General features: G+C 68.8%; 25 protein-coding genes and 1 tRNA gene. 13 read left to right on the forward strand and 13 right to left on the reverse strand.

Translation table 11 applies throughout. The features are described 5' to 3' along the window. Nucleotides 1–2: 2 nt before the first annotated feature. The 4 genes from FRZ32_RS08160 to FRZ32_RS08175 form a co-directional block, all read right to left on the reverse strand. Nucleotides 3–761, reverse strand: a complete 759-nt coding sequence (locus tag FRZ32_RS08160) for a Stf0 family sulfotransferase (protein WP_147043040.1) — start codon at nucleotides 759–761, stop codon at nucleotides 3–5. Between the two features lie 51 nt (nucleotides 762–812). After that, complete coding sequence (locus FRZ32_RS08165) at nucleotides 813–1,028, reverse strand: hypothetical protein (RefSeq protein WP_147043041.1); 216 nt, start codon at nucleotides 1,026–1,028, stop codon at nucleotides 813–815. Nucleotides 1,029–1,128: 100 nt separating this feature from the next. Next, nucleotides 1,129–2,421, reverse strand: a complete 1,293-nt coding sequence (locus FRZ32_RS08170; RefSeq protein WP_243445232.1) for an amidohydrolase — start codon at nucleotides 2,419–2,421, stop codon at nucleotides 1,129–1,131. Between the two features lie 64 nt (nucleotides 2,422–2,485). Next, nucleotides 2,486–3,142, reverse strand: coding sequence for a DUF4893 domain-containing protein (locus FRZ32_RS08175; protein WP_147043043.1), 657 nt, complete (start codon nucleotides 3,140–3,142; stop codon nucleotides 2,486–2,488). Nucleotides 3,143–3,221: 79 nt separating this feature from the next. On the opposite strand from FRZ32_RS08175, the gene FRZ32_RS08180 reads away from it, so the two are divergent. Both FRZ32_RS08180 and FRZ32_RS08185 read left to right on the forward strand, forming a co-directional pair. Beyond that, complete coding sequence (locus FRZ32_RS08180) at nucleotides 3,222–4,841, forward strand: tetratricopeptide repeat protein (protein ID WP_147043044.1); 1,620 nt, start codon at nucleotides 3,222–3,224, stop codon at nucleotides 4,839–4,841. Between the two features lie 157 nt (nucleotides 4,842–4,998). Then, nucleotides 4,999–5,469 carry a peptidase S1 gene (locus FRZ32_RS08185; RefSeq protein ID WP_147043045.1) on the forward strand — a complete coding sequence of 157 codons (471 nt, stop codon included), beginning with the start codon at nucleotides 4,999–5,001 and terminating at the stop codon, nucleotides 5,467–5,469. A 61-nt stretch (nucleotides 5,470–5,530) separates the two neighbouring features. Here the strand turns inward: FRZ32_RS08185 and FRZ32_RS08190 are convergent, their stop codons facing one another. Both FRZ32_RS08190 and FRZ32_RS08195 read right to left on the reverse strand, forming a co-directional pair. Beyond that, entirely contained in the window at nucleotides 5,531–6,316 is a 786-nt protein-coding gene (locus FRZ32_RS08190) for a 3-hydroxybutyrate dehydrogenase (RefSeq protein ID WP_147043046.1), read from the reverse strand. A gap of 15 nt (nucleotides 6,317–6,331) precedes the next feature. Beyond that, complete coding sequence (locus FRZ32_RS08195) at nucleotides 6,332–7,477, reverse strand: patatin-like phospholipase family protein (RefSeq protein ID WP_147043047.1); 1,146 nt, start codon at nucleotides 7,475–7,477, stop codon at nucleotides 6,332–6,334. 89 nt (nucleotides 7,478–7,566) lie between these two features. Here FRZ32_RS08195 and ypfJ point away from each other — a divergent pair, with 89 nt between their 5' ends. From ypfJ to FRZ32_RS08225, 6 genes are all read left to right on the forward strand, one after another. Next, nucleotides 7,567–8,478, forward strand: coding sequence for a KPN_02809 family neutral zinc metallopeptidase (gene ypfJ / locus FRZ32_RS08200; protein WP_147043048.1), 912 nt, complete (start codon nucleotides 7,567–7,569; stop codon nucleotides 8,476–8,478). A 110-nt stretch (nucleotides 8,479–8,588) separates the two neighbouring features. Continuing rightward, nucleotides 8,589–11,486, forward strand: coding sequence for a M16 family metallopeptidase (locus FRZ32_RS08205; RefSeq protein ID WP_147043049.1), 2,898 nt, complete (start codon nucleotides 8,589–8,591; stop codon nucleotides 11,484–11,486). A gap of 76 nt (nucleotides 11,487–11,562) precedes the next feature. Next, complete coding sequence (locus tag FRZ32_RS08210; protein ID WP_243445342.1) at nucleotides 11,563–12,645, forward strand: sensor histidine kinase; 1,083 nt, start codon at nucleotides 11,563–11,565, stop codon at nucleotides 12,643–12,645. After that, a complete protein-coding gene (locus tag FRZ32_RS08215) occupies nucleotides 12,642–13,448 on the forward strand; it encodes a LytR/AlgR family response regulator transcription factor (protein WP_147043051.1) in 807 nt (268 codons plus the stop codon). Before FRZ32_RS08210 ends, FRZ32_RS08215 begins: the two co-directional genes overlap by 4 nt. A 52-nt stretch (nucleotides 13,449–13,500) precedes the next feature. Further along, the gene (locus FRZ32_RS08220) at nucleotides 13,501–14,262 is read left to right on the forward strand and encodes an isocitrate lyase/PEP mutase family protein (RefSeq protein ID WP_147043052.1); all 762 of its coding nucleotides are present in this window, start codon (nucleotides 13,501–13,503) and stop codon (nucleotides 14,260–14,262) included. A gap of 46 nt (nucleotides 14,263–14,308) precedes the next feature. Further along, complete coding sequence (locus FRZ32_RS08225; protein ID WP_147043053.1) at nucleotides 14,309–14,914, forward strand: DUF6445 family protein; 606 nt, start codon at nucleotides 14,309–14,311, stop codon at nucleotides 14,912–14,914. A 2-nt stretch (nucleotides 14,915–14,916) separates the two neighbouring features. Here FRZ32_RS08225 and pepN read toward each other — a convergent pair whose 3' ends face one another. After that, nucleotides 14,917–17,499 carry an aminopeptidase N gene (pepN, locus tag FRZ32_RS08230; protein WP_147043054.1) on the reverse strand — a complete coding sequence of 861 codons (2,583 nt, stop codon included), beginning with the start codon at nucleotides 17,497–17,499 and terminating at the stop codon, nucleotides 14,917–14,919. Between the two features lie 117 nt (nucleotides 17,500–17,616). Here pepN and FRZ32_RS08235 point away from each other — a divergent pair, with 117 nt between their 5' ends. Continuing rightward, complete coding sequence (locus tag FRZ32_RS08235; protein WP_147043055.1) at nucleotides 17,617–18,027, forward strand: DUF6491 family protein; 411 nt, start codon at nucleotides 17,617–17,619, stop codon at nucleotides 18,025–18,027. Here FRZ32_RS08235 and FRZ32_RS08240 read toward each other — a convergent pair. Then, nucleotides 17,975–18,934, reverse strand: coding sequence for a DMT family transporter (locus tag FRZ32_RS08240; RefSeq protein ID WP_147043056.1), 960 nt, complete (start codon nucleotides 18,932–18,934; stop codon nucleotides 17,975–17,977). The two genes, FRZ32_RS08235 and FRZ32_RS08240, sit on opposite strands and share 53 nt — an antisense overlap. Further along, entirely contained in the window at nucleotides 18,931–19,932 is a 1,002-nt protein-coding gene (locus FRZ32_RS08245; protein ID WP_147043057.1) for a threonine aldolase family protein, read from the reverse strand. The genes FRZ32_RS08240 and FRZ32_RS08245 overlap by 4 nt, the downstream gene beginning before the upstream one ends. 131 nt (nucleotides 19,933–20,063) lie before the next feature. Here FRZ32_RS08245 and FRZ32_RS08250 point away from each other — a divergent pair, with 131 nt between their 5' ends. The 3 genes from FRZ32_RS08250 (at nucleotide 20,064) to FRZ32_RS15250 (ending at nucleotide 21,139) form a co-directional block, all read left to right on the forward strand. After that, complete coding sequence (locus tag FRZ32_RS08250; protein ID WP_158635875.1) at nucleotides 20,064–20,513, forward strand: PilZ domain-containing protein; 450 nt, start codon at nucleotides 20,064–20,066, stop codon at nucleotides 20,511–20,513. After that, on the forward strand, nucleotides 20,510–20,890 hold the full coding sequence (locus FRZ32_RS08255) for a PilZ domain-containing protein (protein WP_147043059.1): 381 nt from the start codon (nucleotides 20,510–20,512) through the stop codon (nucleotides 20,888–20,890). Before FRZ32_RS08250 ends, FRZ32_RS08255 begins: the two co-directional genes overlap by 4 nt. Before the next feature lie 90 nt (nucleotides 20,891–20,980). After that, complete coding sequence (locus FRZ32_RS15250; protein WP_158635876.1) at nucleotides 20,981–21,139, forward strand: hypothetical protein; 159 nt, start codon at nucleotides 20,981–20,983, stop codon at nucleotides 21,137–21,139. An 82-nt stretch (nucleotides 21,140–21,221) separates the two neighbouring features. Here the strand turns inward: FRZ32_RS15250 and FRZ32_RS08260 are convergent, their stop codons facing one another. The 3 genes from FRZ32_RS08260 to FRZ32_RS08270 form a co-directional block, all read right to left on the reverse strand. Further along, a complete protein-coding gene (locus FRZ32_RS08260; protein ID WP_147043060.1) occupies nucleotides 21,222–21,560 on the reverse strand; it encodes an ArsR/SmtB family transcription factor in 339 nt (112 codons plus the stop codon). Beyond that, entirely contained in the window at nucleotides 21,560–22,009 is a 450-nt protein-coding gene (locus tag FRZ32_RS08265) for an ArsI/CadI family heavy metal resistance metalloenzyme (RefSeq protein WP_147043061.1), read from the reverse strand. Before FRZ32_RS08265 ends, FRZ32_RS08260 begins: the two co-directional genes overlap by 1 nt. 161 nt (nucleotides 22,010–22,170) lie before the next feature. Next, a tRNA-Thr gene (locus FRZ32_RS08270) sits at nucleotides 22,171–22,245 on the reverse strand. 75 nt (nucleotides 22,246–22,320) lie between these two features. Between FRZ32_RS08270 and FRZ32_RS15650 the strand changes: the two genes are divergently transcribed. Then, nucleotides 22,321–22,443, forward strand: a complete 123-nt coding sequence (locus FRZ32_RS15650) for a hypothetical protein (protein ID WP_279379218.1) — start codon at nucleotides 22,321–22,323, stop codon at nucleotides 22,441–22,443. Between the two features lies 1 nt (nucleotide 22,444). Here the strand turns inward: FRZ32_RS15650 and FRZ32_RS08275 are convergent, their stop codons facing one another. Then, on the reverse strand, nucleotides 22,445–24,238 hold the full coding sequence (locus FRZ32_RS08275) for an aminopeptidase P family protein (RefSeq protein WP_147044390.1): 1,794 nt from the start codon (nucleotides 24,236–24,238) through the stop codon (nucleotides 22,445–22,447). Between the last annotated feature and the right edge of the window lie 84 nt (nucleotides 24,239–24,322).

The raw sequence follows: 24,322 nt of genomic DNA on the forward strand, positions 1-24,322 counted from the left end.
CATCAACCGGCGCTGGCCCGCCCGGTCCGCGGGCTCCATGCCGGATCGCGAGTCTGCTTCTCGATCGACGGGACCGGGATCGCCGCGGCGGGATCGATGGCGATGCCGAGATAGTGGGCCACCTCGGCCACCGTGCCCTCCGGATCGGCGAGGGCATCCTCATAGCAGAGGCGGAGCGGGGTCACCGCGAGATCGCGGAACATCGCCTCCCAGGCCGCGGCCTGCGCGTCGATCCAGCGCATCGCGGTGTCCACCGCATCGGCTGAATAAGCGGGGGCGGCGCCGTCCCTTTCCTGCTCCTTGCGCCACACGCCGGACAAAGTTGCGCGGGCATAGGAGGCGGCGTGGGCGTCGCGGTCCCGGCGGACGAGATAGACGATTCGCTTCGGCCCGCCGCGCGGCAGGAGCAATGCGAGCACGTCATCGAGCAGCGGCGGGTTTGCCGCCACCAGCGCCTCGAGCTGCGCCGGGAAGCATTTGACCCCGAACACGCCGTTGGGCGAGGTCCGGCGCGCGAGGAGAGATCGCCACAGCTCCTGCTGGAGCGAAGGCGCGCCATTGGCGAATGTATAAGGGCCGCCCGCCTCGAAGTTCAGATATTCGAGCGGCGCGCCGAGACAGCCAGTGGCCCAGAGCCCGTGGCTCAGCCAGGTGCTGCCGGTCCGCGGCACGGTGGCAAGCATCCAGGGCGTCGTCGGCGGACCGCGCCAGCGCGGGAAATCGAACTTGCCCTCGTATCCCGTATCCAGCCCTGTCAGCATTACGCCTCCCGGCACCGACGCTAAAGCGCGCAGTCCGCCCTGCCTAGCGGGCTATTGCGCGTTGGCGGCGAGCCTGGGGCTCGGCGGCAGGCCGGCCCGGGCGCGGGTTTCGGCCGCGGCGGCGCGGGCGGCATTCTCGTTCTTCTGGGCGATATGGTTGAGCACCGTCGGCGAGACCGGCGGATCCACCCTCGGCCCCGATCCGCGACCGACCAAGGCGATCCCGACCAGCGCAACCATCAACATCACGCCGGCGAGAATCCGCATTCGGCGAAGCTCGTGGGGTTTCACGTGGCGGATTCCGGCGCTCGTTGCGGACTGGTCATGCGCCCTACAGCGCGCGGGCCGGGCCGGTGGTTCCGCGCGTTCAGCGGCGGCCGAGCGCGCCAAGCGCGGCCACCGTCATCGCCTCGGTGGCCGTGGAGATCACCTTTTCGGCGTCCGGCGCCCAGAACGGGCTGTGCAGCGAAGGCAATTGGGCCGGGTCCCCGCGCACGGCGTCCCACCGATCCTGCGGGACCCCGCCGACCCAGAAGAGCAGGCTTTCCATGCCCGGCACCGCGAGCCGGTAGCGGCCGAAATCCTCGCCGGCCATCACCGGTCGGGTGGCGCGCACGCGATCCTCGCCGAAATGCGAGCGGAAGAGGGCCGTCGTGCTCTGCGTGATGGCGTCGGTGTTGACGGTGGCCGGCGTCGCCTCGGCCTCGCGCACCGTCATTTCGGGCATCCGATCCTCGGGAAGGCCGGCGGCGATCGCCTCCCCGCGGGCGATCCGGGCGATGCCGTCGAGCAGCTGCCGCCGGATTTCCGGCGTGTAGCTGCGCACGGTGATGAGCAGCCGCGCCTCGTCCGGGATGATGTTGTGCTTGGTGCCGGCCTGGAAGCTACCGACGGTGACGACCGCCGAATCGAGCGGGTCCAGCTCGCGGCTGACCAGCGTCTGGAGCGAGGTCACGATCCGCGCGGCGAGGACGATCGGGTCGCGGGTCGTGTTCGGCGCGGCGCCATGGCCGCCGACGCCGCGGACCGTGAGATCGACACTGTCGACATTCGCCATCGCCGGCCCGGGCGCATAGCCGATGATTCCCGCCGGCAGCGTCGCGGCGTCGTGGAAGGCGATCGCGACATTGGGGCGCGGGAAGCGGGTGAAGAGGCCGTCGGCGATCATCGCGGCGGCGCCCTGGCTGGTCTCCTCGCCCGGCTGCGCGATCATCACGAGCGTCCCCGACCATTGCGATTTCATCGCCGCCAGCCGCCGCGCCGTTCCGACCCAGGTCGCCATGTGGGTGTCATGGCCGCAGGCGTGCATGATCGCGGTGGCGAGGCCTTCGCGCGTCGTGCCGCGCGCCGCGCTGGCGAAGGGAAGGCCGGTCTGTTCGGCGACGGGAAGCGCGTCCATGTCGGCGCGCAGCAGCACCACCGGCCCCGGCCCGTTCTCCATCACCGCGACGACGCCCGTCCCGCCGACATGCTCGGTGACCGCGAAGCCGAGCCGCCGCGCCTCGGCGGCGAGCAGGCCGGCCGAACGCGTCTCCTGCATCGACAATTCGGGATGCTGATGGAGATCGCGGTAAAGCGCCATCAGATCGGGCATGTCGCCCCTTATGGCCTCGGCAAGCCCTGCGTTCGCGGGCGGCTGGGCGGCGAGCGGGCTCGTCATGGCGGATCCCCATAGGATGGCGGCAAGAAAGGCGTGTCGCATCGTTCGGCCCCCTTCGATGGTGCTAATTCACGCGTGGGACCAGCTCGATGATGTCGAGCCGTGATTCGAAGTGCGGGCGCGGAAAGACGAGCCGCCACCGGCTCTCGCCGATTCTCTCCAGCACGGCGACCTCATCGCGGTCGGTATCGGCGCCATAGCGATAGGCGCGCTGCTCGTCCCCCAGCTGGACGGTGCCGAGGAAGACCATCCGCCGGGTCGTGTCGGGAAAGAGCCGGCCGATCGGGCGCTGCGACCCGTTCAGCCGAACGAAGCTCAGCGAGCCGCCCGAACGCGCCGCGATCCGGCAGCGGAACCGGGGATAATCGACATAGGTGAGGCCGCCGGTCGCCTGCGTGCCGAGCTTGATCGTGCGGCAGTCATATTCGCCCGGCGGGGGCGCCGGTCCGAGCAGCGCCGAATCGGGATCGAGCAACGCGCCGCCGGCCGCGACCTCCGCCGCATGGTCGCCGCGAGCCTGCGCCAGCGCCTCGACCCAGGCGCTGCGGATCTGGCGAAGCCGGGCGGCATCGTCTTCGGTGATCGCGCGGTGCCAGTTCGCGCTGGGCGGCTGGCACGGCACGTCGGGCGTCAGCTGCGGAGCCGACGATGCCGCCTCGGGCGGCTGGCCGGCGCACAGCAGCAAGGCGGCGAGAAAGGCGGCGCTCATCGTGCCAGACATGCGTCAGCCCGGCGCCGAGGGCAAGACGATTGGGCGAGGCGGGTTGCGCTCGCGGTGGTGGGCGTTAGGAAAATCAGGGATGAGACTTCCGCTCCCGATCGCAGGCCTGATGCTTGCGCTTGCAAGCCCTGTGATGGGCCAGGACCAGCCCGCGGCGCCGGCGCCGACGCCGGACCAGACCGTGCCCACCGTGGACGCGCCGCCACCCGGCGCCGCCGCTCCGGCGGCCCCGGCCGCGCCCGACCCGGCCGCGCTCGATGCCGCCCGCCGCGCGATCGCGACCGCCGATACGCAGCGGCTGGTGCGCGATGCCGATTATGCCCGCGCGATCCTGGGCGATCTCGACCTCGCCGGGCCGAGCCTGCCGACCGACGCGGACGCGGTGGCGGCGGTGCGGACGCTGCGCCTGCTCGCCCTCACCGGGGCGCAGCGCCGGGACGAGGCGCGGGAGATGGCGGATCAGCTGCTCGACTCCCGCCCGCGAGACCCGCAGCTCTACGGCGCGCCGCTGGTCGCCGCGGCCGCGATGGAGGACAAGGCGCTGATCGTCCGCACGATCGAGGCGGCGAGCCGGAACGTCTCCGGCACCGGCTGGGGAACGCTGCGCGGGATGATCGATCGCGGGGCGATGGCGGGCCTGCTGGGCCAGTTGAAGTCCGACCATGAGGAGGCGCTCCGGGCGCGGCTCGCGGCGGCGCTGTTCCGCATCGGCTGGCCGGGCGACGGCGATGCCGACATGACCGATACGCTGCGGACGATCCTGCTGGACGACCGGCTCGCCAATGACGACCGCCCGGCGGCGGCGGACTATGCCGCCTCGATCGTGACGCCGGCCGCGACCCTGTCGCTGATCGTCGGCAAGCGCTACGACGATCTGCTCGCGCCCGGCACCGACCGGATGGCGATGTTGCAGCGCGCGCTCGAGCTGCAGGACCGCGAGACCGCCGGCGCCCTCGCATCCGCGCCCGCCGATCCCCGCCGTATCCTCGATCGCGTGCGCTATCTGCGTGGGCTCGGCCGCGATGCCGATGCGCTGGCGCTGCTCCAGCCCTTCATCCGCGACGTGCGCGCGACCGTCGCGGGGAGCGAGGAGGGCATGTGGCTGATCAACGAGGCGGCCTATGCGATGGTCGCGCTGGGCCGGCAGGGCGACGCGCTGGCCTTGATGCGACGGCTGGCGGGCCTTTCGCTGGACGACAATGCGGCGCTGCTCGGCCCGGCGATCAACTATTCGCTGATGCTGTGGGAGGCCGGCCGCTACGGCGATGCGCTCGACCAGGCCTCAAGGCTCGATCGCGATTCGGAACGTCGGGCGAGCGCCTTCGGCCAGACCTGGATCGCCTCCTCGATCGCCTGTGCGCTCGCCGGGCTCGGACGGCCGGCGGAGGCGGCGCCGCAGGTGGAGCAGCTCGCGGCGCGGCCGGATCTCAACCCGACGGCGCTGATGCGCACCTATCTCTGCCTCGGCCGCGACGACGATGCGGCTGCGCTGCTGGTCAGCCAGCTTCAGGGCAATGATCCGCAGGCGATGATCCTCGCGCTGCAGGATTATCAGCTCGCCCGCGGCAGCGCCCAGACCGGACCGATCTACGATCGGCTGGCGGCGCTGCGCGATCGCCCGGAGGTGCAGGCGGCGCTCGCGCGGGTCGGGCGCGTCCTCAGCCTTCCGCTGTCGCGCACCTATTGGAGCGACTTCTAGGGGCCCCTCCGTCTTCGTCGCGCAAATCGCGGTTTTCGTCGCGGCGCGCGCCCAGGCGGGCAATTCCAGCGACAAGGCGCTTGATCGAGCGGGCCGGCTATTGCACCCAGAGGGCGGGGGCGTCGGCTGCACGCTTCGATTTGAGGGAGAAAGTGGCATGTCGATGAAGACATTTTTCGCCGTTCTCGCCACCGCGGCCGTCGCCGCGGTCCCGGCGGGGGCGCAGGACTATCGCCTGGATCCGACCTATACGACCCTGACGCTCGATTCGGGGTTCGCGCCCGATCCGCAGACCATCGATCTCCAGTCGGGCGGCGACATCGACGCCTCGTCGATCAGCAGCTCGTGCCGCGGCTTCATCGCCAATGCGCCCGACGTGCGCGTCCGCTACACGCGGGGTCGCTATCCGCTGATCATCTCGGTCGATTCGAACGCCGACACGACGCTCGTCGTCAACGCGCCCGATGGCCGCTGGTATTGCGACGACGACAGCGGTGAGCGCGGGCTCAATCCGATGGTGCGGTTCAACAATCCGCAGTCCGGCCAGTACGACATCTGGGTCGGCACCTATGGCAATGCCCGCCTGGAGCCGGCGACGCTCGCGATCTCGGAGATTTCGAGCCAGTAGCGCACAGGCAACGAAAGCGGTCGCGCCCCGGCCCCGCCCGGCGCGACCGCTTTTCCCGTTTTCAGGCCGCCGTCCAGCCGCCGTCGATCGACAGGTTGGCGCCGGTGATCGCCGCCGCCTCGTCCTTGCAGAGGAACAAGGCCAGCGCCGCGACCTGTTCGGGCTGGACGAACTGCTTGGTCGGCTGGGCCGCGAGCAGCACGTCGTTCATCACCTGCTCGCGGGTGAGGCCGCGGGTTTTCATCGTGTCCGGAATCTGGTTTTCGACCAGCGGCGTCCAGACATAGCCGGGGCTGATGCAGTTCACCGTGATCCCGTCGGTCGCGGTCTCCAGCGCCACCGTCTTGGTAAAGCCGGCAATGCCGTGCTTGGCGGCGACATAAGCGGACTTGTTCGGACTCGCGACCAGGCTGTGCGCCGAGGCGGTGGAGATGATCCGGCCCCACTTCTTCGCGCGCATCCCGGGCACGGCCAGCCGCGTCGCGTGGAAGGCGGCGGTGAGGTTGAGCGCGATGATGAGGTCCCATTTTTCGACCGGGAACTGATCCACCGGCGCGACATGCTGCGTCCCGGCATTGTTGATCAGGATGTCGACCGCGCCGAAGGCGTCGGCGGCGGCCTTCATCATCGCCTCGATCTCGTCCGGCCTGGTGAGATCGGCGCCACTGTAGAGCGCACGGACACCATGGTCGCGCTCCAGCCCGGCGCGCTCCTTCTCGATGTCGGCAGGATCGCCGAAGCCGTTGATGACGACGTTCGCGCCGGCCCCGGCGAGCGCCTTGGCATAAGCGAGGCCGATCCCCGAGGTGGAGCCGGTGACGAGGGCTGTCTTGCCTTTGAGGAACATGGAAATCCGTCCTTTCTAGTTGGCGAGATCGAAGGCGGCGGTGCGGCCGTCGACGATGTTTCGGGCGAGCAGGGCGTCGTGGCGCATCGTCTCGGCGAGCGCGGCGAGGCCTTCGCGCCAGTGATGCTCCATCGTGTCGCGGGAGAATTCGAAGTCGCGCGCGCCGCCTTCCCAGCCGTGCTTGCGATAGATGAGGTGCACGATGTTCACCGGCCGCTCGGCGGCGAGGCGGGCGACGCGCTGGTAATCGGGATCCTCGGCGAATTCGGGCGGCAGCTTGTCGAGCAGGCGCTGCACCGCCTCGCGCGCCTTTCGCAGCGCGAGCAGCTGATCGGTGATCGCGCGGGTGCGGCTGGAATAGCGGATGTCCTTTTCGCGCGCATAGACGTCCATGATCGTCGCGGGCATCGCGCCGCGCGCCGAGAAGAGGTCGACCTGGAACACCAGCATCTCCTCGCGCTGATTGTCGAGAACGTAGGACAGCGGCGTATTGGAGACGAGGCCGCCGTCCCAGTAGAAGGCGCCGTCGATCTCGACCGGCGGCAGCCCTGGCGGCAAGGCGCCCGACGCCATGACGTGGCGCGCATCGATCCGGTCGGTGGCGGTGTCGAAATAGCGGAAATTGCCCGATTCGACGTCCACGGCGCCGATCGACAGGCGCGGCGCGCCGCTGTTGAGCCGATCCCAGTCGACATATTTGTCGAGCGTCTTCGCGAGCGGCGCCGAATCGTAGAAGCTGAGCGCGCCCGCCGTCCCCGACGGCGCCATGAGCGGGTTGAGCAGGCGCGGCGTGAAGAAGCCCGGCACGCCCTGCATTGCGACGAAGCCGGCCGAGGCAAGGTGGACCCACTCGCGCCACTCCCCACCGCCGACGAAGGGCAGCGAGGGCAGGGCGGCGGTGACCTCCTCCCAAAAGGCGCGAAGCTGCCCGACGCGGTGCGCGGGCGGATTGCCGGCGACGATCGCGGCATTGATCGCGCCGATCGAGATGCCGGCGATCCAGTCGACGTCGATCCCCTTGTCGGCGAGTCCCTGGACGACGCCGCCCTGATAGGCACCGAGCGCGCCGCCGCCCTGCAGGACGAGGACGACCTGATCGGGCAGCGGCAACCGCTCCGGCGTCCGGGCGCGGCGGCGGCGGGGGGCGGACGAGTTGGCCATTGCGGCTCCCCTCGCGCTCCCGGGGATGTTATGCAAGTTGCAAGGCTGTAATTTTCCGCGGTGCAGCATGTCCGCGACCGGAGGGTGAGATGCGTTTCGACGACCGGCGATCAAGCGACAATGTGGAATTCCGCGGTGACGACGGGTCGGGCGGAGGCTTGCGTCTCGGTGGCGGCGGGATGGGCGGCGGCATGGCGGGGCTGTTGTTCAGCTTCGTCTTCAGCCGTTTCGGCATCGGCGGCGTCGTCGTGCTGCTGATCGGCCTGTTCATCTTCGGCGGGCTCGGCAGCCTTGGCGGCGGCGGCCAGCAGGCGGTGGGGCCGGCCGGCGCTCCCGCTCCGACGCAGAGCGCCGCCCAGGGCTGCCAATCGACTCCGGAGGCGCATTTCGCCTGCCAGGTGCTGGCATCGACCGAGGATCGCTGGACCGAGCTGTTCCAGCGCATCGGCCGGCGTTACGAGGTGCCGAAGATGGTGATCTACCAGCGCGGCACCCGCTCCGGCTGCGGTGCGGCGCAGAGCGCGATGGGGCCGTTCTACTGCCCCGCCGATCACCGGGTGTATCTGGACCTCGAATTCTTCCAGGAGCTCACGCAGCGTTTCCACGCGCCCGGCGATTTCCCCGAGGCCTATGTGATCGCGCATGAGGTCGGCCATCATGTCCAGACCCTGCTTGGCACCGCGGACCGCATCCGCGCCGCCCAGCAGAATGCCAGCGAGGCGCAGGGCAATGCGCTCCAGGTCCGCATGGAATTGCAGGCGGATTGCTATGCCGGTGTCTGGGCGGCGAGCGAGCGCGCCTCGCTCGACGAAGGCGATCTCGAAGAGGGGCTGCGCGCCGCCGCCGCGATCGGCGACGACACGCTGCAGCGCGCGGCGCAGGGCGTGGTCGTCCCCGAAAGCTTCACCCACGGCACGTCCGCGCAGCGCCAGCAGGCGCTGACACAGGGTTTCCAGAGCGGCGATCCGGCGAGCTGCGACAGCTTCATGCAGGGCGTCTGAGCCGGCGCCGCGCGGCGGTCCGTTCATCAAGGGTCAAGGTGAGCCGGCGAAGGACGCGGGCGACGGCCGAGGCTCGACTTTCGCCGCGGTCCGCCTCAGAAAGACCCGCAATGATACCCATTCGCGCGCTGATCCTCGCACTCGCCACCTGTCTCGCCGCCCCCATTCCTGCTTTCGCCCAGGGCGGGGCGAGCGCGCCCGTCCAGGCGCAGGCACGGGGAGATGCCGACTGGCTCTATCGCGGCAGCGATATCGCGCGCGATCCGAGCTGGCGGTTCGGGACGCTCCCCAACGGGCTGCGCTACGCGATCCGGCGGAATGCGCGGCCCGTCGGACAGGTGTCGATCCGCATCCGCATCGACGCCGGCTCGCTGGAGGAAGCCGACAATGAGCGCGGCTGGGCCCATTTCATGGAGCATATGGCGTTTCGCGGCACCGAGCATTTTCCGGGCGATCAGGCGCGTCTGACCTGGGAGCGTCTCGGCGCCAGCTTCGGCAGCGACACCAACGCGCAGACCGACGCGACCGACACCGTCTATCAGCTCGATCTGCCGCACGCCGATCGGGCCAGCCTGGACACCAGCCTCCAGGTCCTCGCCGACATGATGGAGCGCGCGCGGATCGATCCCGAGGCGGTCGCGGCGGAACGTCCGGTGGTGCTTGCCGAAAAGCGCCGGCGGCCGGAGATCGCGGTGCGCTTCCAGGAGATGCTCCAGCCGCTCATGTACAGCGGGCTGCGCTATGCGGCGCGCGATCCGATCGGGACCGACGAGACGCTGAACGCCGCGACCGCCGAAGGGCTGCGCGCCTTCTATCACCGCTGGTACCGGCCCGAGCGGGCGACGGTGGTGATGGTCGGCGATGCCGATCCGGCGATGATGGAAGAGCTGTTGCGCGCCCGCTTCGGCGATTGGCAGGGCGTTGGCCCGGCGCCGTCGGACCCCGATTTCGGACGCCCGACCGATCCGTCGCGCACCGTCGCCAACATGGCCTATCCGGGCACGCCGGCGACCGCGATCGTCGGCTGGGTGCGGCCGCATGACGATCAGCCGCTGACCCAGGCGCGGGAGCGCGACTTCACCGCCGAGACGCTGGCCGCGGCGATCGTCAACCGCCGGCTCGAGGCGCATGCGCGCGGCACATCGGCCTATATCAGCGCCTCGATCGGCGCGTCGCGCGAACGCGACGTGGCGGACACGACGATGCTTCAGGTGCGCGCGCGCGAGGATTGGCAGTCGGCGCTGAACGAGGCCTATGCGATCCTCTCCGATGCGCTCCAGACGCCGCCGGGGGCGGACGAGATCGAGCGCGAGATCGCCAATCTGCGGACCGCCGTGGACGCCGCCGTCCAGACCGAGCCGACCGCCATGTCGCAGACCTTCGCAGACCGCATGGTCGGGGCGATCGACAACGGGTCGCTGGTCGCGAGCGCGGCCACCGTGCGCGACAATTTCATCCGCAACGTGCCGGCGATGACGCCGGCGGTGGTCCAGGCCGCGTTGCACCGGCTGTTCGAGGGATCGGGGCCGCGGCTGCTGGTCGCGACCGCGGCGCCGGTGGCCGGGGGCGAGACTGCGCTCGCGCAGGCGCTCGCCGCCGCCCGCGCCGCCGCGCCGGCCCAGCGCACCGCCGTCCGCGCCGTCTCCTTCGACGATCTTCCACGGCTCGGCCCGCCGGGACGGGAGGTCTCGCGGCGCGAGATCGCCGACATGGGCGTCACCATCGTCACCTTCGCCAACGGATCGACGCTGACGTTCAAGCATACCGAGTTCGATCATGGCGTGGTCGAGGTACGGCTGCGCTTCGGCCGGGGCATTTCCGGCCTGTCGCCGGACCGGCCCGGCCTTGCCTGGGCGCAGACCCTGGTCGCGGCCTCGGGCGTTGCCGACATCGACCTTGAGGGCCTCCAGCGGATGCTGACCGGGCGGCGGATCGGCATGGGCTTCACGATCGACGACGACGCCTTCGTCCTCGGCAGCCAGACGAGCGCGCCCGACCTTCCCGACGAGCTCAGGCTGCTCGCCACCAAGCTGGCCGATCCGGGCTGGGATCCGCGGCTCTTCACGCGCTCGCAGAACGAGACGCTGTCGAGCTACGATCTCCAATATGCCTCCGCATCGGCGCGCGCCGGGCGCGAGCTGCGCGGCTTCCTGAGGCCCAACGACAAACGCGTCGCCCCGGTCGAGCGCGACGTGATCGCCGCGGCGACGCCCGACCAGTTCCGCGCCTTCTATGCGCCGCTGCTCGCCGAGGGGCCGGTCCATGCGATCATCGTCGGCGACGTCAGCCTGGACGATGCGGTTGCGGCGATGCTGCCCACCGTCGCCGCGCTGCCGACGCGGCCCGAGCCCGCCGTCGCGCCCGATCCGGCCGCGATCCGTCCGCCCGCGCCGAATCCGACGCCGGTCACCTTCACGCATCGCGGCGATCCCGACCAGGCCTTCGCGGCGATCGGCTGGACCACCTTCGGCGGCCTCGACAATGTCCGCGACCAGCGCGCGCTCGCGCTCGCCGCCAACATCTTCCAGGCGCGCCTGTTCGAACAGCTGCGCGAGCGCGAGGGGGCGACCTATTCGCCCAACGCCACCCACAACGCGTCCGAGACCTTCCCCAACTGGGGCGTCTTCTTCGCCGCGGCAGAGGTGAAGCCGGACAATGTGGCGACCTTTTTCCGCATCGCGCGCGCCATCGTCGCCGATCTTGCCGCCCATCCGGTCGAGGCCGACGAATTCGCCCGCGCGCAGAATCCGGTGATCAGCGGAATCGAGCGCCGGCTGGCGACCAACGCCTATTGGGTCGCGGCGCTCGAAGGGTGGGACAGCGATCCACGCCAGATCGCGCGGGTCCGCGACTATCTGTCCGATTATCGCGGGCTGACCGCGGAAGATGTCCGCCGGGCCGTCGCGACCTGGGTCACGGATCAGGGAGACTGGTCGATGGTCGTTCTCCCCGATAGAAGGGCGACGACGTCGGCAGGAGAGGGTTCCGCCCCAAGTGGCCAGCAATAGCGCCGCCCCCATCGCCGCCGCCGCGCCCGCGGCGCCGCTGACCGGCGAGGCTCCGCAGCAGCCCAATCCGTTCCGGCTGCGCGGCCGCCCCTTTTTCGAGGACAAGAACCGGGCCTTCTGGACGCTCCAGACCGTCGGCTGGAGCGGCTATTTCGTGCTCCGCACGCTCACCGGCCTCGCCAATGCGATGGAGTGGAGCTACATGCTCCACACGCTGCTGCTGACCGCGACCGGTTATTCGATCACGCTGCTCATGGCGGCGGCGTTCCGCCGGCTGATCCGGATGCGGGAAATCTTCACCTGGGCGGGATCGATCCTGATCGTGGTCGTCGCCGCCGCCGCCTTCTCCGCGATCGAGACGTGGAGCTACGCGACCTTCATCCAGCCCGGCAGCCGCCCGGAGGGAGTCCGGTTTCTCGGCGCGATCATCCTGACCGTGACCCTGCTCATCGCCTGGTCGGCCCTTTATTACAGCATCAATTTCTACCTGCTGCTCGAGGAACAGACCGATCGGCTGCTGCGGCTTGAAAGCACCGCGTCCAACGCCCAACTCGCGATGCTTCGCTACCAGCTCAATCCGCACTTCCTTTTCAATACGTTGAATTCCATCTCGACCCTCGTGCTCCTGAAGCAGACCGATCGCGCCAACGCCATGCTGTCGCGGCTGTCGTCCTTCCTGCGCTACACATTGGTCAACGAATCGATCGCGCGCGTCACGGTGGCGCAGGAGATCGAGACGTTGAAGCTCTACCTAGAGATCGAGAAGATGCGCTTCGAGGAGCGGCTGCGTCCGCATTTCCAGGTCGATCCCGATGCGGAAGGCGCCCTGCTTCCCTCGCTGCTGCTTCAGCCGCTCATCGAAAATGCGATCAAATATGCGGTCACGCCGCAGGAGGAGGGGGCCGACATCGCGATCCAGGCGCGCCGCCAGGGCGACCGGGTCGCCATCACCGTCGTCGACACCGGTCCCGGCGCCGACGCCGCCTATCAGACCCGCGCCGAGCAATCGACCGGCGTCGGGCTGGCGAACATTCGCGACCGCCTGGCGCAGGCCTATGGCGACAACCATCGTTTCGAGACACAGTCGGACATTACGGGGGGCTTCCGCGTTTTCATCGAAATTCCCTATCAGATCGAAACAGCCGAGGAGCCGAAATGACCATCCGCACCATCCTGGTGGACGACGAGACGCTGGCCATTCAGGGCCTGCAACTGCGCCTCCAGGCGCATGAGGATGTCGAGATCATCGATACCTGCTCGAACGGACGCGAGGCGATCCGGTCGATCAAGACGCACAAGCCCGATCTCGTCTTCCTCGACATCCAGATGCCGGGCTTCGACGGCTTTTCCGTGATCCAGGGCCTGATGGAGGTCGAGCCGCCGCTCTTCGTCTTCGTCACCGCCTATGTCGACCATGCGTTGCGCGCGTTCGAGGCGGATGCGGTGGACTATCTGATGAAGCCGGTCGAGGAAGCCCGGCTGGCCGACACGATGGACCGCGTGCGCCAGCGCCTTGCCGAGAAGCGCGGCGCCGAGGAGGTGGCTGCGCTCAAGGAGGTGCTGGCCGAGGTCGCGCCCGAGGCGATGGAGAATGTCGAGGCCGCGACCGGCGACGACGCCCACGCCGCCAGCCGCTACGAGCGGATGATCAACATCAAGGACCGCGGCCAGATTTTCCGCGTCGATGTCGATACGATCGAGAGCGTCGAGGCCGCCGGCGACTATATGTGCATCAAGACGGGCGATAACACGCTGATCCTTCGCGAGACGATGAAGGACCTGGAAAAGCGGCTCGATCCGCGCCGGTTCCAGCGCGTCCACCGTTCGACCATCGTCAATCTCGATCAGGTCCGCCAGGTGAAGCCGCACACCAATGGCGAATGCTTCCTGGTGCTCGACAGCGGCAGCCAGGTGAAGGTGAGCCGCTCCTACCGCGACGTCGTCGCGCGCTTCGTGCATTGAGGGCGGCGCCCGCCAGGGTGGATATCTCGCCGCGGCATCGGGGGAGGATGTGATGACCGATATGGCCGCCAAAGCCCGCGCCTTTGCCGCGCTCCATGTGCCAGGCGATCCGCTGATCCTGTTCAACGCCTGGGATCCGGGCAGCGCGCGCGCCGTGGCGCTGGCCGGGGCGAAGGCGATCGCGACCGGAAGCTGGTCGGTCGCGGCGGCCAACGGCTTCGACGATGCCGAGGCGTTGCCGATCAACCTCGCCATCGACAATGCGGCGCGGATCGTCGCCGCCGTCGATCTGCCGGTGACGATCGACTTCGAGGGCGGCTATGCGACCGATCCGTCGGGGCTGGGCGAGCATTTCGCCTGGCTTGCCAAGACGGGCGCCGTCGGCTGCAATTTCGAGGATCAGATCGTTGGCGGCGAGGGCCTCCATGCGCCCGCCGATCAGGCGGCGCGCATCCGCGCCGCGCGCGCGGCCGTGGGTCCGGATTTCTTCATCAACGCGCGCACCGACATCTTCCTTCAGGCGAGTGCCGACACGCACGACGATGCGAAGGTCGATGCCGCGATCGAGCGCGCCGGCGCTTATGCCGAAGCGGGTGCGAGCGGCTTCTTCGTGCCCGGCCTCGTCGATCTGAGATTGCTCGAACGGGTCTGCTCCGCCTCGCCATTGCCGGTCAACTTCATGGCCTTTCCCGGCGCCCCGGAGGCGAACGCGGTCGCGCAGGCTGGCGTCGCCCGGATCAGCCACGGCCCCGGCCCCTATCGGATCGCGATGGAGGCGCTGAAAGCGGCGGCGGAGCAGGTGTACCGCGACTGACGCGTTTGGCCCTTGCCGTGCGCGCCGAAGCTTATAGCTTCGCGCGATGCTGCCGTCCGTCCTGATCGTCGACAATTTCCTGGCCGACCCGATGGCCGCGCGCCAGGCCGCGCTCGCGCTCGATTACGATCCCGGCTTCAAGAAGGGCAATTATCCGGGCCTGCTGTCGACCCGGCCGCTCGCGATCGGCGGGCTCGACGATGCGGTGGCCGGGCTGATCGGGCGCCCCGTCCGGCCGCAACCGGGCACCAGCCACGGCCATTGCCGGCTGACGCTCGCGCGGGAGAAGGGCCGGTCCGGGGTCCATATCGATCCGTGCTTCTATTCGGGGATCCTCTTCCTCACGCTTCCCGAACATTGCCGCGGCGGCACCGATTTCTACCGGCATCGGCGAACCGGTCTCGATCGCGTGCCGGAGGACCGGCTGGACATGGTCCGCGCGGGCTATGACGATCCCAACCGGCTCGTCGAGGAGGTGGTCAACCAGGATACGCTGAAGCCGTCGCGATGGGAGCGCAGCTTCACCGCGCCGATGCGCTTCAACCGGCTGCTTCTGTTCAGCCCGTGGATGTTCCACAATTCCGGCGCCGGCTTCGGCGACCGGCCGGACAATGGCCGGCTGGTCCACCTGATGTTCTTCGCGGCCGCCTGAGCTCAGGCGAGGCTCTTCGAGGCCTGTTCGAACACATCCTTGCTGAGGCCGGGCGTCGCGACCATCCGCTCCAGCTCGGCCCTCATCAGCGCGGCGCGGCCCTCGTCGAAGCGGCGCCAGCGGCCGAGCGGCGGCACCAGCTTGGCCGCGGTCTGCGGATTGAGCTTGTCCTCGGCCAGGATCATGTCGGCAAGGAATCGGTAGCCCCGGCCGGACGCATCGTGAAACGCGCGCTGGTTGACCGAGAAAGCGGCAACGAGCGAGCGCAGCCGGTTCGGATTGGCCAGCGTGAAATCGGGATGCCCGGCCAGCGCCTCGACCTGATCGAGCACATCGTCGCGGGTCGACAACGCCTGGGTCGTGAACCATTTGTCGAGCACAAGGCCATTGGTCCGGTAGCGTTCGTAAAAGGCCTGGAGCGCCGCATCGCGCTCGGCGGAATAGCCGTTGACGAGCACGCCGAGCGCGCCCTGGCGATCGGTCATGTTGTCGGATTCGTCATATTGCCGCTTGGCCAGCGCCGCCGCGTCCGGCGCGCCGGTCGCCGCGATATAGCCGAGCGCGATCGTCTTCAGCCGGCGGGCGCCCTTGGCCGCCGGATTATAGGCGTAGCGATTGGCGACATGGGCCCGGTAGGCATCGCGCCACAGCGGCTCGAGCGTCCTGCCGAGATCCGCTCGCAGCGCCTCGCGCCGCGCCCGGATCGCCTCCGGATCGACCACCGCCATGCGATCGCCGATGAAGGATTCGCTGGGCAGCAGCACCGCTTCCGCGATGAAGGCGGGATCGAGATTCGCGTCGGTGAGCGTCTGGCGCACCGCCTCGATCACCGGGGCGTGATCGGCCCCGCCCGTCGAGACCGCCGCGGTCAGCGTGTCCAGCATGAGCTGCTGCATCGCCTCGTAGCGGGCGAACGGATCGTCGTCGTGCGCGGACAGGAAGGCGAGGTCGACCGCACTCCGATCGGTCTCGACAATGACGGGCGCCGAAAAGTCGCGATTGATCGACAGGACGGGGCGCGCCGGCGCGCCATCGAGAGCGATCTCGTCGCTGGCCTTGTCGAGCACGATCAGCCGCTCGTCGGTCGGCCGTCCGGTCGCCTCGTCGAGCAGTGCGATCCTCAGCGGGATCGGCATCGGCTGCTTGACCGGCTGACCCGGCGTCGGCGGCACCTCCTGCTCCAGCGCGACATGGACGCCTTCGGTCCGGTTCACCAGCCGCGCCTTGATCCGCGGCGTGCCGGCCTGGCTGTACCACAAGCGGAAGTGCGACAGATCGACGCCGCTCGCATCCTCCATCGCCTTGACGAAATCCTCGCACGTCACCGCCTGGCCGTCGTGGCGCGAGAAATAGAGGTCGGTACCCGCGCGGAACCGCTCCGGGCCGAGGATGGTGTGCATCATCCTGATGACCTCGGCGCCCTTGTTGTAGACGGTCGCGGTGTAGAAGTTCGAAATCTCGATATAGGAATCGGGCCGCACCGGATGGGCGAGCGGCCCTGCATCCTCCGGAAACTGGGCGGCGCGAAGCATCTTCACGTCCTCGATCCGCTTCACCGCATGGCTGCCCATGTCGGCCGAGAAGCTCTGGTCGCGGAAGACGGTGAAGCCCTCCTTGAGGCTCAGCTGGAACCAGTCACGGCAGGTGACGCGGTCGCCCGACCAGTTGTGGAAATATTCATGCGCCACCACGCCGGCGATGGCGTCATAATCCGCGTCGGTCGCGGTATCCGGGTCGGCCAGGACGTAACGCGAGTTGAAGATGTTGAGGCCCTTATTCTCCATCGCGCCGAAGTTGAAGTCGTCCACCGCGACGATGTTGAAGATGTCGAGGTCATACTCGCGCCCATAGACCTCCTCGTCCCACTTCATCGCCGCCTTGAGGCTCGCCATGGCGTGCGCGGTCTTGGGAAGATCGCCCGCGCGCACCCAGATGCCGAGATCGACCTTGCGGCCCGACATGGTGGTGAACGTATCGCGGTTCGCGACCAGGTCGCCGGCCACCATCGCGAAGAGGTAGCAGGGCTTGGGGAACGGATCGTGCCACTCGGCCCAATGGGTGCCCCCTTCGCCTTCGCCCGACGCAACCAGGTCGCCATTGGCGAGCAGGACCGGATAGAGCGCCTTGTCGCCGCTCATCCGCAGCTTGTAGCGCGACAGCACGTCGGGCCGGTCGGGGAAGGGGGTGATGCGGCGAAAACCCTGCGCCTCGCACTGCGTGCACAGCATCGCGTTCGATTCATAAAGGCCCATGAGCTGGGTGTTGGCGCGCGGCGCGATCCGGACCTCGGTCTCGACGGTCGCGGATTCGCCCTCGATCGGGACGCGCAGCACCTGATCTTCGTACCAGTAATTGACCGGCTCGCCGTTCAGCGTGACGCGGTGGATCGCCTCCACCTCCGAATTGAGCAGCAGCGGCCGTCGGTGGCTGCCGTTGCGGCGGACCTGCAACGTCGCGCGGACGATCGTCCGCTCCGCCCCGAGCCGGAAATCCAGGCTGATGTCGGGGACGAGCCAGTCGGGCGGAGAATAATCCTCGCGGCGGATGACGGGCGGCGCGCCCGTGGTCTTGTTGACGTCCAGCATGTCCGGAACCTAGGCTCGCCGGCCGGCGCACGCAATCGCGGCGGCCCGACGAGTCGGGCGGTTCAACCAAATCGCCGCTTTGCGCGTTATGCCCGCCGCCCAGATCAGGAGGTTGCCATGATGCCTCTCCGCACGCTTCTTCCCGCCCTCGTCCTCCTCGCCGCCACCGGGTCGACAAGCTCCGGCCTCGCTCGCAGCGCCGCGCCCGCGCCGCACGGGGACGAATGTTTCAATGTCCGCTCGGTCGTCGACTACAGTTCGGCGGGGCGCGATGCGATCAACGTGCGTGTCGGCGGCAACCGCTACTACCGGCTCGATATTCTGGGGACCTGCCCGGACATCGATCTCAACTTCCGCCTGGGCCTGCGCTCGCGTTCGGGATCGAGCTGGATCTGCCATGACACGGACGCCGAAGTGATCGCGCGGGGCCCCTTCGGCCAGCCGGATCGCTGCCCGGTCGTCGGGATGCGCCAGCTCAGCGCCGAAGAGGTTGCTGCGATCCGGCATCCCCCGCGGCATCGACGCTGACCGGCCGGCGCGCGCCGAGCGCGGTGACGAGCCCGGCGATCGCCGTAAACCCGCCGGCGATGGCGAGCGGGGTCCAGCGATAATCCTCCCACGCGGTCGAAATCGCCATGGCGACGATCGGGATCAGGACGCTCGAATAGGCGGCCTCGGCCGCGCCGATGACGCGGATGATCCGGTAATAGAGCCAGAAGGCGAGCGAGGAGGCGATCACGCCAAGATAGAACAGGCCGATCCAGTAGGAGGGGCGCGGATCGAAGACCGGCGCGCCGCTGGTGAGCAAGGCGAAGAGCCCGTCGCCGAAGCCGCCGTAAAGCATGGCCCAGGCGAGGATTCCGGCGATCGCACGGCCGCGCATGGCCGGTGCGATCTGCATCACATTGGCGCCCGAGGCCCCGAGCACCGCGACCAGCGTGAGGCCAAGCCCGATCAGCGCCTCGCGGCCGCCGGCGGGGGCCGATCGCAGCTGATCGATGAAGAGAAGCGCGACGCCGGCCATCGCGACCGCCGAGCCGGCGACGAAACGACCGCTGACCGGCACCTTGAAGAACAGCCGCGCCATCACGGCGTTGGGCACGACCAGGAGCGCGAAGACGACCGCGGTGAGGCCGGAATTGATGTGGCGTTCGGCCGCATAGACGAAATTGTAGTTGATCACGAACTGGAGCAGGCCGAGGAGCATCGCGAGCCTGTGCCCGCCCGCATCGAGGCGGAGCGAGATCCCGGCCGCGCGCGCGACGATCGCCATCACCGCGCCGGCGATCAGGAACCGGTAGCTGACCGACCAGACCGCGGGAACGACCCCGAGCTGCCCCTTGATGACGATCCAGGTGGAGCTCCAGATCAGCGTGACCAGGATGAAGGGGAGGAGGAGCTTGGGGTCGCGCAGGCCCGCGCCCGCATCGCTCATAGCGCCCGGATCGCCGACGCGAGCGCCGCGACATGGGCGGGATCGCTGTCCCAGCTCGTCACCAGCCGTGCCTCGCCGGGGCCCCAGTCGTAGAAGTCGAACCCTTGCGCCCGGAGTGATGCGGCCTCATCTGCGCTCACCTTGATGAACACCTCGTTGGCCTCGGCCGCGAGGATCAGGCGATCGCCCGCCGCCTCCGCGATCGTCGCGGCGGCGGCATTGGCCGCGCGCGCGTTGCGCAGCCAGACATCGCCGTCGAGCATGGCGAGGATCTGGGCGGCGAGGAAGCGGCCCTTCGAGGCGAGGTGGCCGGCGCGTTTGCGGCGATAGCGTGTGGCGTCGGCGAGGCCGGGCGTGAAAAAGACGAGGCATTCGGCGGAAAGGCCGCCATTCTTGACGAAACCGAAGGAAAGCGCGTCGACGCCCGCGCGCCAGGTGAGATCGGCCGGGGCGCAGCCGAGCCGCGCGACCGCATTTGCGAAGCGGGCGCCATCGACGTGAAAGCCGATGCGGTGCCGTTTCGCGAGCTCGCCAAGCGCCGCCGTTTCCGCCGGCGTGTAGACCAGGCCATATTCGGTCGCGTTGGTGATCGACAAAGCGTGCGGCTGGACCTGATGCACGTCGCGGCGGATGCCGCCGATCAGCGTTTCGACCGATTCCGGGGTCACCTTCGCGCCGTCGCCTTCGGCGAGGAGCAGCTTGGCGCCACCCGTGAAGAATTCCGGCGCGCCGCATTCGTCGTTCTGGATATGGGCGTCGCGATGGCAGAGGACGGCGCCGTGCGAGGGGCACAACGCGGCCAGCGCGAGGCTGTTCGCCGCCGTGCCGGTCGCGATCCACAACACCTCGACCTCCCGTTCGAACAGGTCGGACAGCGCGCCGTCGAGCCGCTTGCTCCATTCATCGCCGTCATAGGCGGTGTCGAGCCGGTTGGCGGCGGAAAGGGCGGCGATGACCTCGGGACAGGCGGCCGCGGCATTGTCCGAAAAGAAGCGCATGGCGCAGCGGCATAATCGCGCAGGCCGGCGCGTCAACGGCGATCTGCCAGCGTGGAGCGGCGATGCCGGTCGTTTACCAAATGTTGGTTCCCATGGGCTTAGCCTTCGCCCCCAAGGAGCAGGGAGCGGCAATGGGCGTCGAGACCTTCGGGGCGAAGATGGATACCGGGCAGCGGGCGACGCGGCGCGCGCGCGTGCTGCTGGCCGCGAAGCTGCGCATGCCCGGCGGCGAGGTCGCCGCGCGTCTGCGTGATCTTTCGCCAAAGGGTGCGCTGATCGAATGCACCGCCACGCCGCGGCCCGGAACCGAGGTCGTCTTCATCCGCGGCGGCACCGAAATCCAGGCGCGTGTCGCCTGGGCTGCCGCCGGGCGGATCGGCCTGGAATTCGATCATCTGATCGACGCGCAGGAAATGCTCGTCCAGCTTCGCAAGGGGCCGAAGGGGGACGATCGCTACCGGGCGCCGGCGCCGTCTCAGCACGGCATCGGCCCCGCCCAGCTGCGTCTTGCCAAGGCCTGGGGCGTCACGGTCGGGCTCAGCGTGCCCGAGGCGGTCCAGCCGCGCAGGCGGCGGCCGTGAGCCATCTCGACGCCTGGAGCTCGGGTTTCGAGCATGGGCCGATGCTGATTCGCGGCGAGCTTTCCACCCGTGCGCCGCCGGCGCGCAATGCGATCGGCCGCCGCTCGCGCCGGATCGAGGTCGATCTCGGCGCGGGGCTGCGCCCGCGGGGCGCCGCGAGCGTGAGCGTCCAGGTCCAGGATCTGTCGGTCGAGGGCTTCTGCGTCCAGACATCCCTCCCATTTTCAAAGGACGACGATGTCTGGCTGCGGCTTCCGGGGCTGGAAGCCTATGCCGCGCGCGTGGTGTGGAGCGACGGATCGCGGATCGGCTGCGTCTTCGATCGGCCGCTCCACCCCGCCGTGCTTGAGATGATCGTCGAGCGGGCGCGACGTTGAACCTGAAGAGCGCGTCCTAAGGGGCTGACGATTCGATGAACTGTGCCGGCTGTGCTATGCGCGCCGAGTCGGAGGGGGAAGGCGACGACGATGGAATCGGATTTCCGTTACTATAGCCGCCGCGCGGCGGAGGAGCAGCGCCGGGCGATGCGGGCCGTGACCCAGGCCGCCCGGGAGCGCCATCGCGAACTCGCCAACCTGTTCGCGACCAAGGCCGAACAACGCGTCGGAGAATATGCGCGGGGCTGAAGCGGTTCGGGGACAGGCAAGCGCCCTTCCGGAATAACGCGAGCGGGGCGCGCTGCCGGTCGACCTCACGGCAATGCGCGGATCATCCGGGGATGCAGCTGCGCGCCATCGCCGCGACGGGCGTGCAGATTTCGGGATCGCCCGCGCAGCAGTCGTCGACAAGAAAGCCCAGCAGGTCGCGCATCCGGCCGTATCCCGCGGTGTAGATGATCGAACGTCCGTCGCGACGGGACTCCGCCAGCCCGGCCCGTTCGAGAATGGCCAGATGCGTTGAGAGCGTGTTGGGTCGAACGCCCACCTCGCGCGCGATCTCCCCGGCGCTCAACCCCTCCGGTCCGGCGCGCACCAACAGGCGGAAGACCGCAAGCCGGTGCGCCTGAGCGAGCGCGGACAGCGCCTCCACCGCCGAAGGCAGCAGCATCAGCAGCAGGCCGGGCCGGTCACATCGCTCGGTGCGCGGCAGGCGCTCGCGCCAGCATTGTCCGGAATCCTGTCCTCGCCATAAACGGTGGCCTCGCCATGGGTGAAAAACGTCTCCCAGCGGACCCCGGAGGGGTCGGTCACCCAGGATTTGTCGGATTTGGCGTAGCAGCAGGTCGTTGCCTCCTGGTCCAGCGTTTCGGCGCCGGCCGCCTTGAGCCGCGCCGCCATCGCGCCGAGCTCGGCCGGGCTTTCCACCTGGACGCCCACATGGTCGACGCCGAGTGCACGCGCCCGCGATGAAACGGCCAGATTGACCCGCGGATCATCCAGCATCCACTTGGCATAATCGTGCTTCAGCACGCACGGATCGGCATCGAACAAGGTGCTGTAAAAGGCGACGGCCTGCTCGATGTCCGGAACGCTGACGTGAAGGTGCAAGCGCTTCATTGGCGTCTCCCTGTCGATATTTCGAGAAATATCGAAACATCAGGCCGAGTCAAGGGCGAAAGCCCGCGATGCCGGATGACCGCTCCCTCTCACGCCACACCGCGCGCCCAAAGGGGCTGCACCCGGCCGGGCGGCCTCGTCGCTTCATTTCCGAGAGAAAATGGTGCTGCCGGTGAGGATTGAACTCACGACCTCAGCCTTACCAAGGATGCGCTCTACCACTGAGCTACGGCAGCATCTCGCCAGAACGGCGTCCCGATGGGGAGGCGGCGCTATGGCCATCCGGGGCCCTATCTGTCAAGGCGCGCGTCATGACCGGGGTGGATGAAGAGAAAGCGAAACGGCTGGCTGCCGCGCTGCGCGAGAATCTGAAACGCCGCAAGGCGCAGGCGCGCGAGGCGGCAAAGGCGCCCGAGAAGAAGCCCGACGCCTAGCTCAGAGCGGGGCGCACTGGGCTGCCAGCCATTCGAGCACCTCACCGTCGAGCTGCGGCGCGACGATCTCCATCACGCGCGCATGATAATCGTCGACCCAGGCACGCTCCTCGGCGGTCAGCATCGCCGTCTCGATGAGGTTGCGGTCGATCGGCGCGAAGGTGAGCGTCTCGAATCCGAGCAGTCTCTTTTCCGCCCCCTCGGCCTCGCGCGGGACGACGAGGACGAGATTCTCGATCCGGATGCCGTAGGCCCCGGTCTTGTAATAGCCGGGCTCGTTGGAAAGGATCATCCCCGCCTTCAGCGGCTCGTCGCCGCCGGCCTGGGAGCTTCCGGCGGGGGAGATGCGCTGGGGCCCCTCGTGGACCGAGAGGAAGCTGCCGACGCCGTGGCCGGTGCCGTGGGCGTAATCGAGGCCCGCGGCCCACAGATATTGCCGCGCGAAGCTGTCGAGCTGGCAACCGCGCGTGCCTTCGGGGAAGACCGCCCGCGCGACCGCGATATGCCCCTTGAGCACGCGGGTGAAGCGATCGCGATGTTCGGCGCTTGGCGTTCCGATCGCGACCGTGCGGGTCACGTCGGTGGTGCCGTCGGCATATTGGCCGCCCGAATCGACCAGGTAGATCGAGTTCAGCTCGAGCTTGCGATTGGTTTCCGGGGTCGAGCGATAATGGACGATCGCGCCATTGGGCCCGGCGCCCGAAATCGTCGTGAAGGAGAGGTCCTTGAGCTGGCCGGTCGCCTGGCGGAATTCCTCCAGCTTGGCCTCGGCTGAAAGCTCGTCGACATTGCCCTTGGGCGCCTCGACGGAAACCCAGTGGAGGAAGCGCACCAAAGCGGCGCCGTCGCGGGCCTGGGCGCTTTTCTGCCCGGCGATCTCGACCGGATTCTTGATCGCCTTGGGGAGAACAGTCGGATCGCGCTTGGCGATCACCTTCGCGCCCGCCCCCTCCAGCGCCTCGAAGATCGCGGCGACCGAGCGTTCGGGATCGACGACGATGGTCTTGCCGGACAGCGACTTCAGGAACGGCTCGAAGGCGTCCCGCTCGTGCAGGCGCACGCCATTGCCGAGATGCTGGCGCACATCGTCGCCGATCTTCTCGCCGGCGACGAAAAGGTCCGCCGTGCCGTCGGCATCGACGAGCGCGAAGGCGAGCGCGACCGGCGTGTGCTCGACGTCCTTGCCGCGCACGTTGAAGGTCCAGGCGATCGAATCGAGCGCGGCGAGCACCGCTGCGTCCGCCCGCTGCTCCTTCAGCCAGTCGGCCAGTTCCTGGCGCTTCGAGGCCGAGGATCGGCCCGCCAGGTCATCGCCCTGGACGACGAGGCGCGCGCGCGACGGCGCCGGCTTGTCGGCCCAGATCTTGTCGATCGGATTGTGCCCGACGGCGACCAGCTCGGCGCCCCGTTCGGCGAGCGCCTCGCGCGCCTGCTTCACCCAGGTCTTGGTGTGGAGCCAGGGATCGTAGCCGATCCGCCCGCCATCGGGCGCGTGCGCCTTCAGCCATTCGGCGACGCTGGTTTCGGGCACGGACTGATAGGACCAGTTCGCGCCGTCCACCTGCGCGCGCACCTGCAGGGTGTAGCGGCCATCGACGAAGATCGCCGCCTCCTCGGGAAGCACCACGGCGCTCCCGGCCGATCCCTTGAAGCCGGTGAGCCAGGCGAGGCGCTGGGCATAGGAGCCGACATATTCGCTCATATGCTCGTCGGTCAGCGGGACGACGAAGCCGTCGAGCCGGTCGGCCTTCAACTGTTCGCGCAGCGCCTTCAGGCGGTCTTCATAGGTGGACATGGTCTTTTCCACTGGCTGGGGTTACGCAGGCCGAGATAGTCCCGAAGGGGACGGCGCGCCAGCCTTGCGCGCGAAGGGGAGGGA

It is taken from the genome of Sphingosinicella ginsenosidimutans (assembly GCF_007995055.1).
Classification (GTDB): domain Bacteria; phylum Pseudomonadota; class Alphaproteobacteria; order Sphingomonadales; family Sphingomonadaceae; genus Allosphingosinicella; species Allosphingosinicella ginsenosidimutans.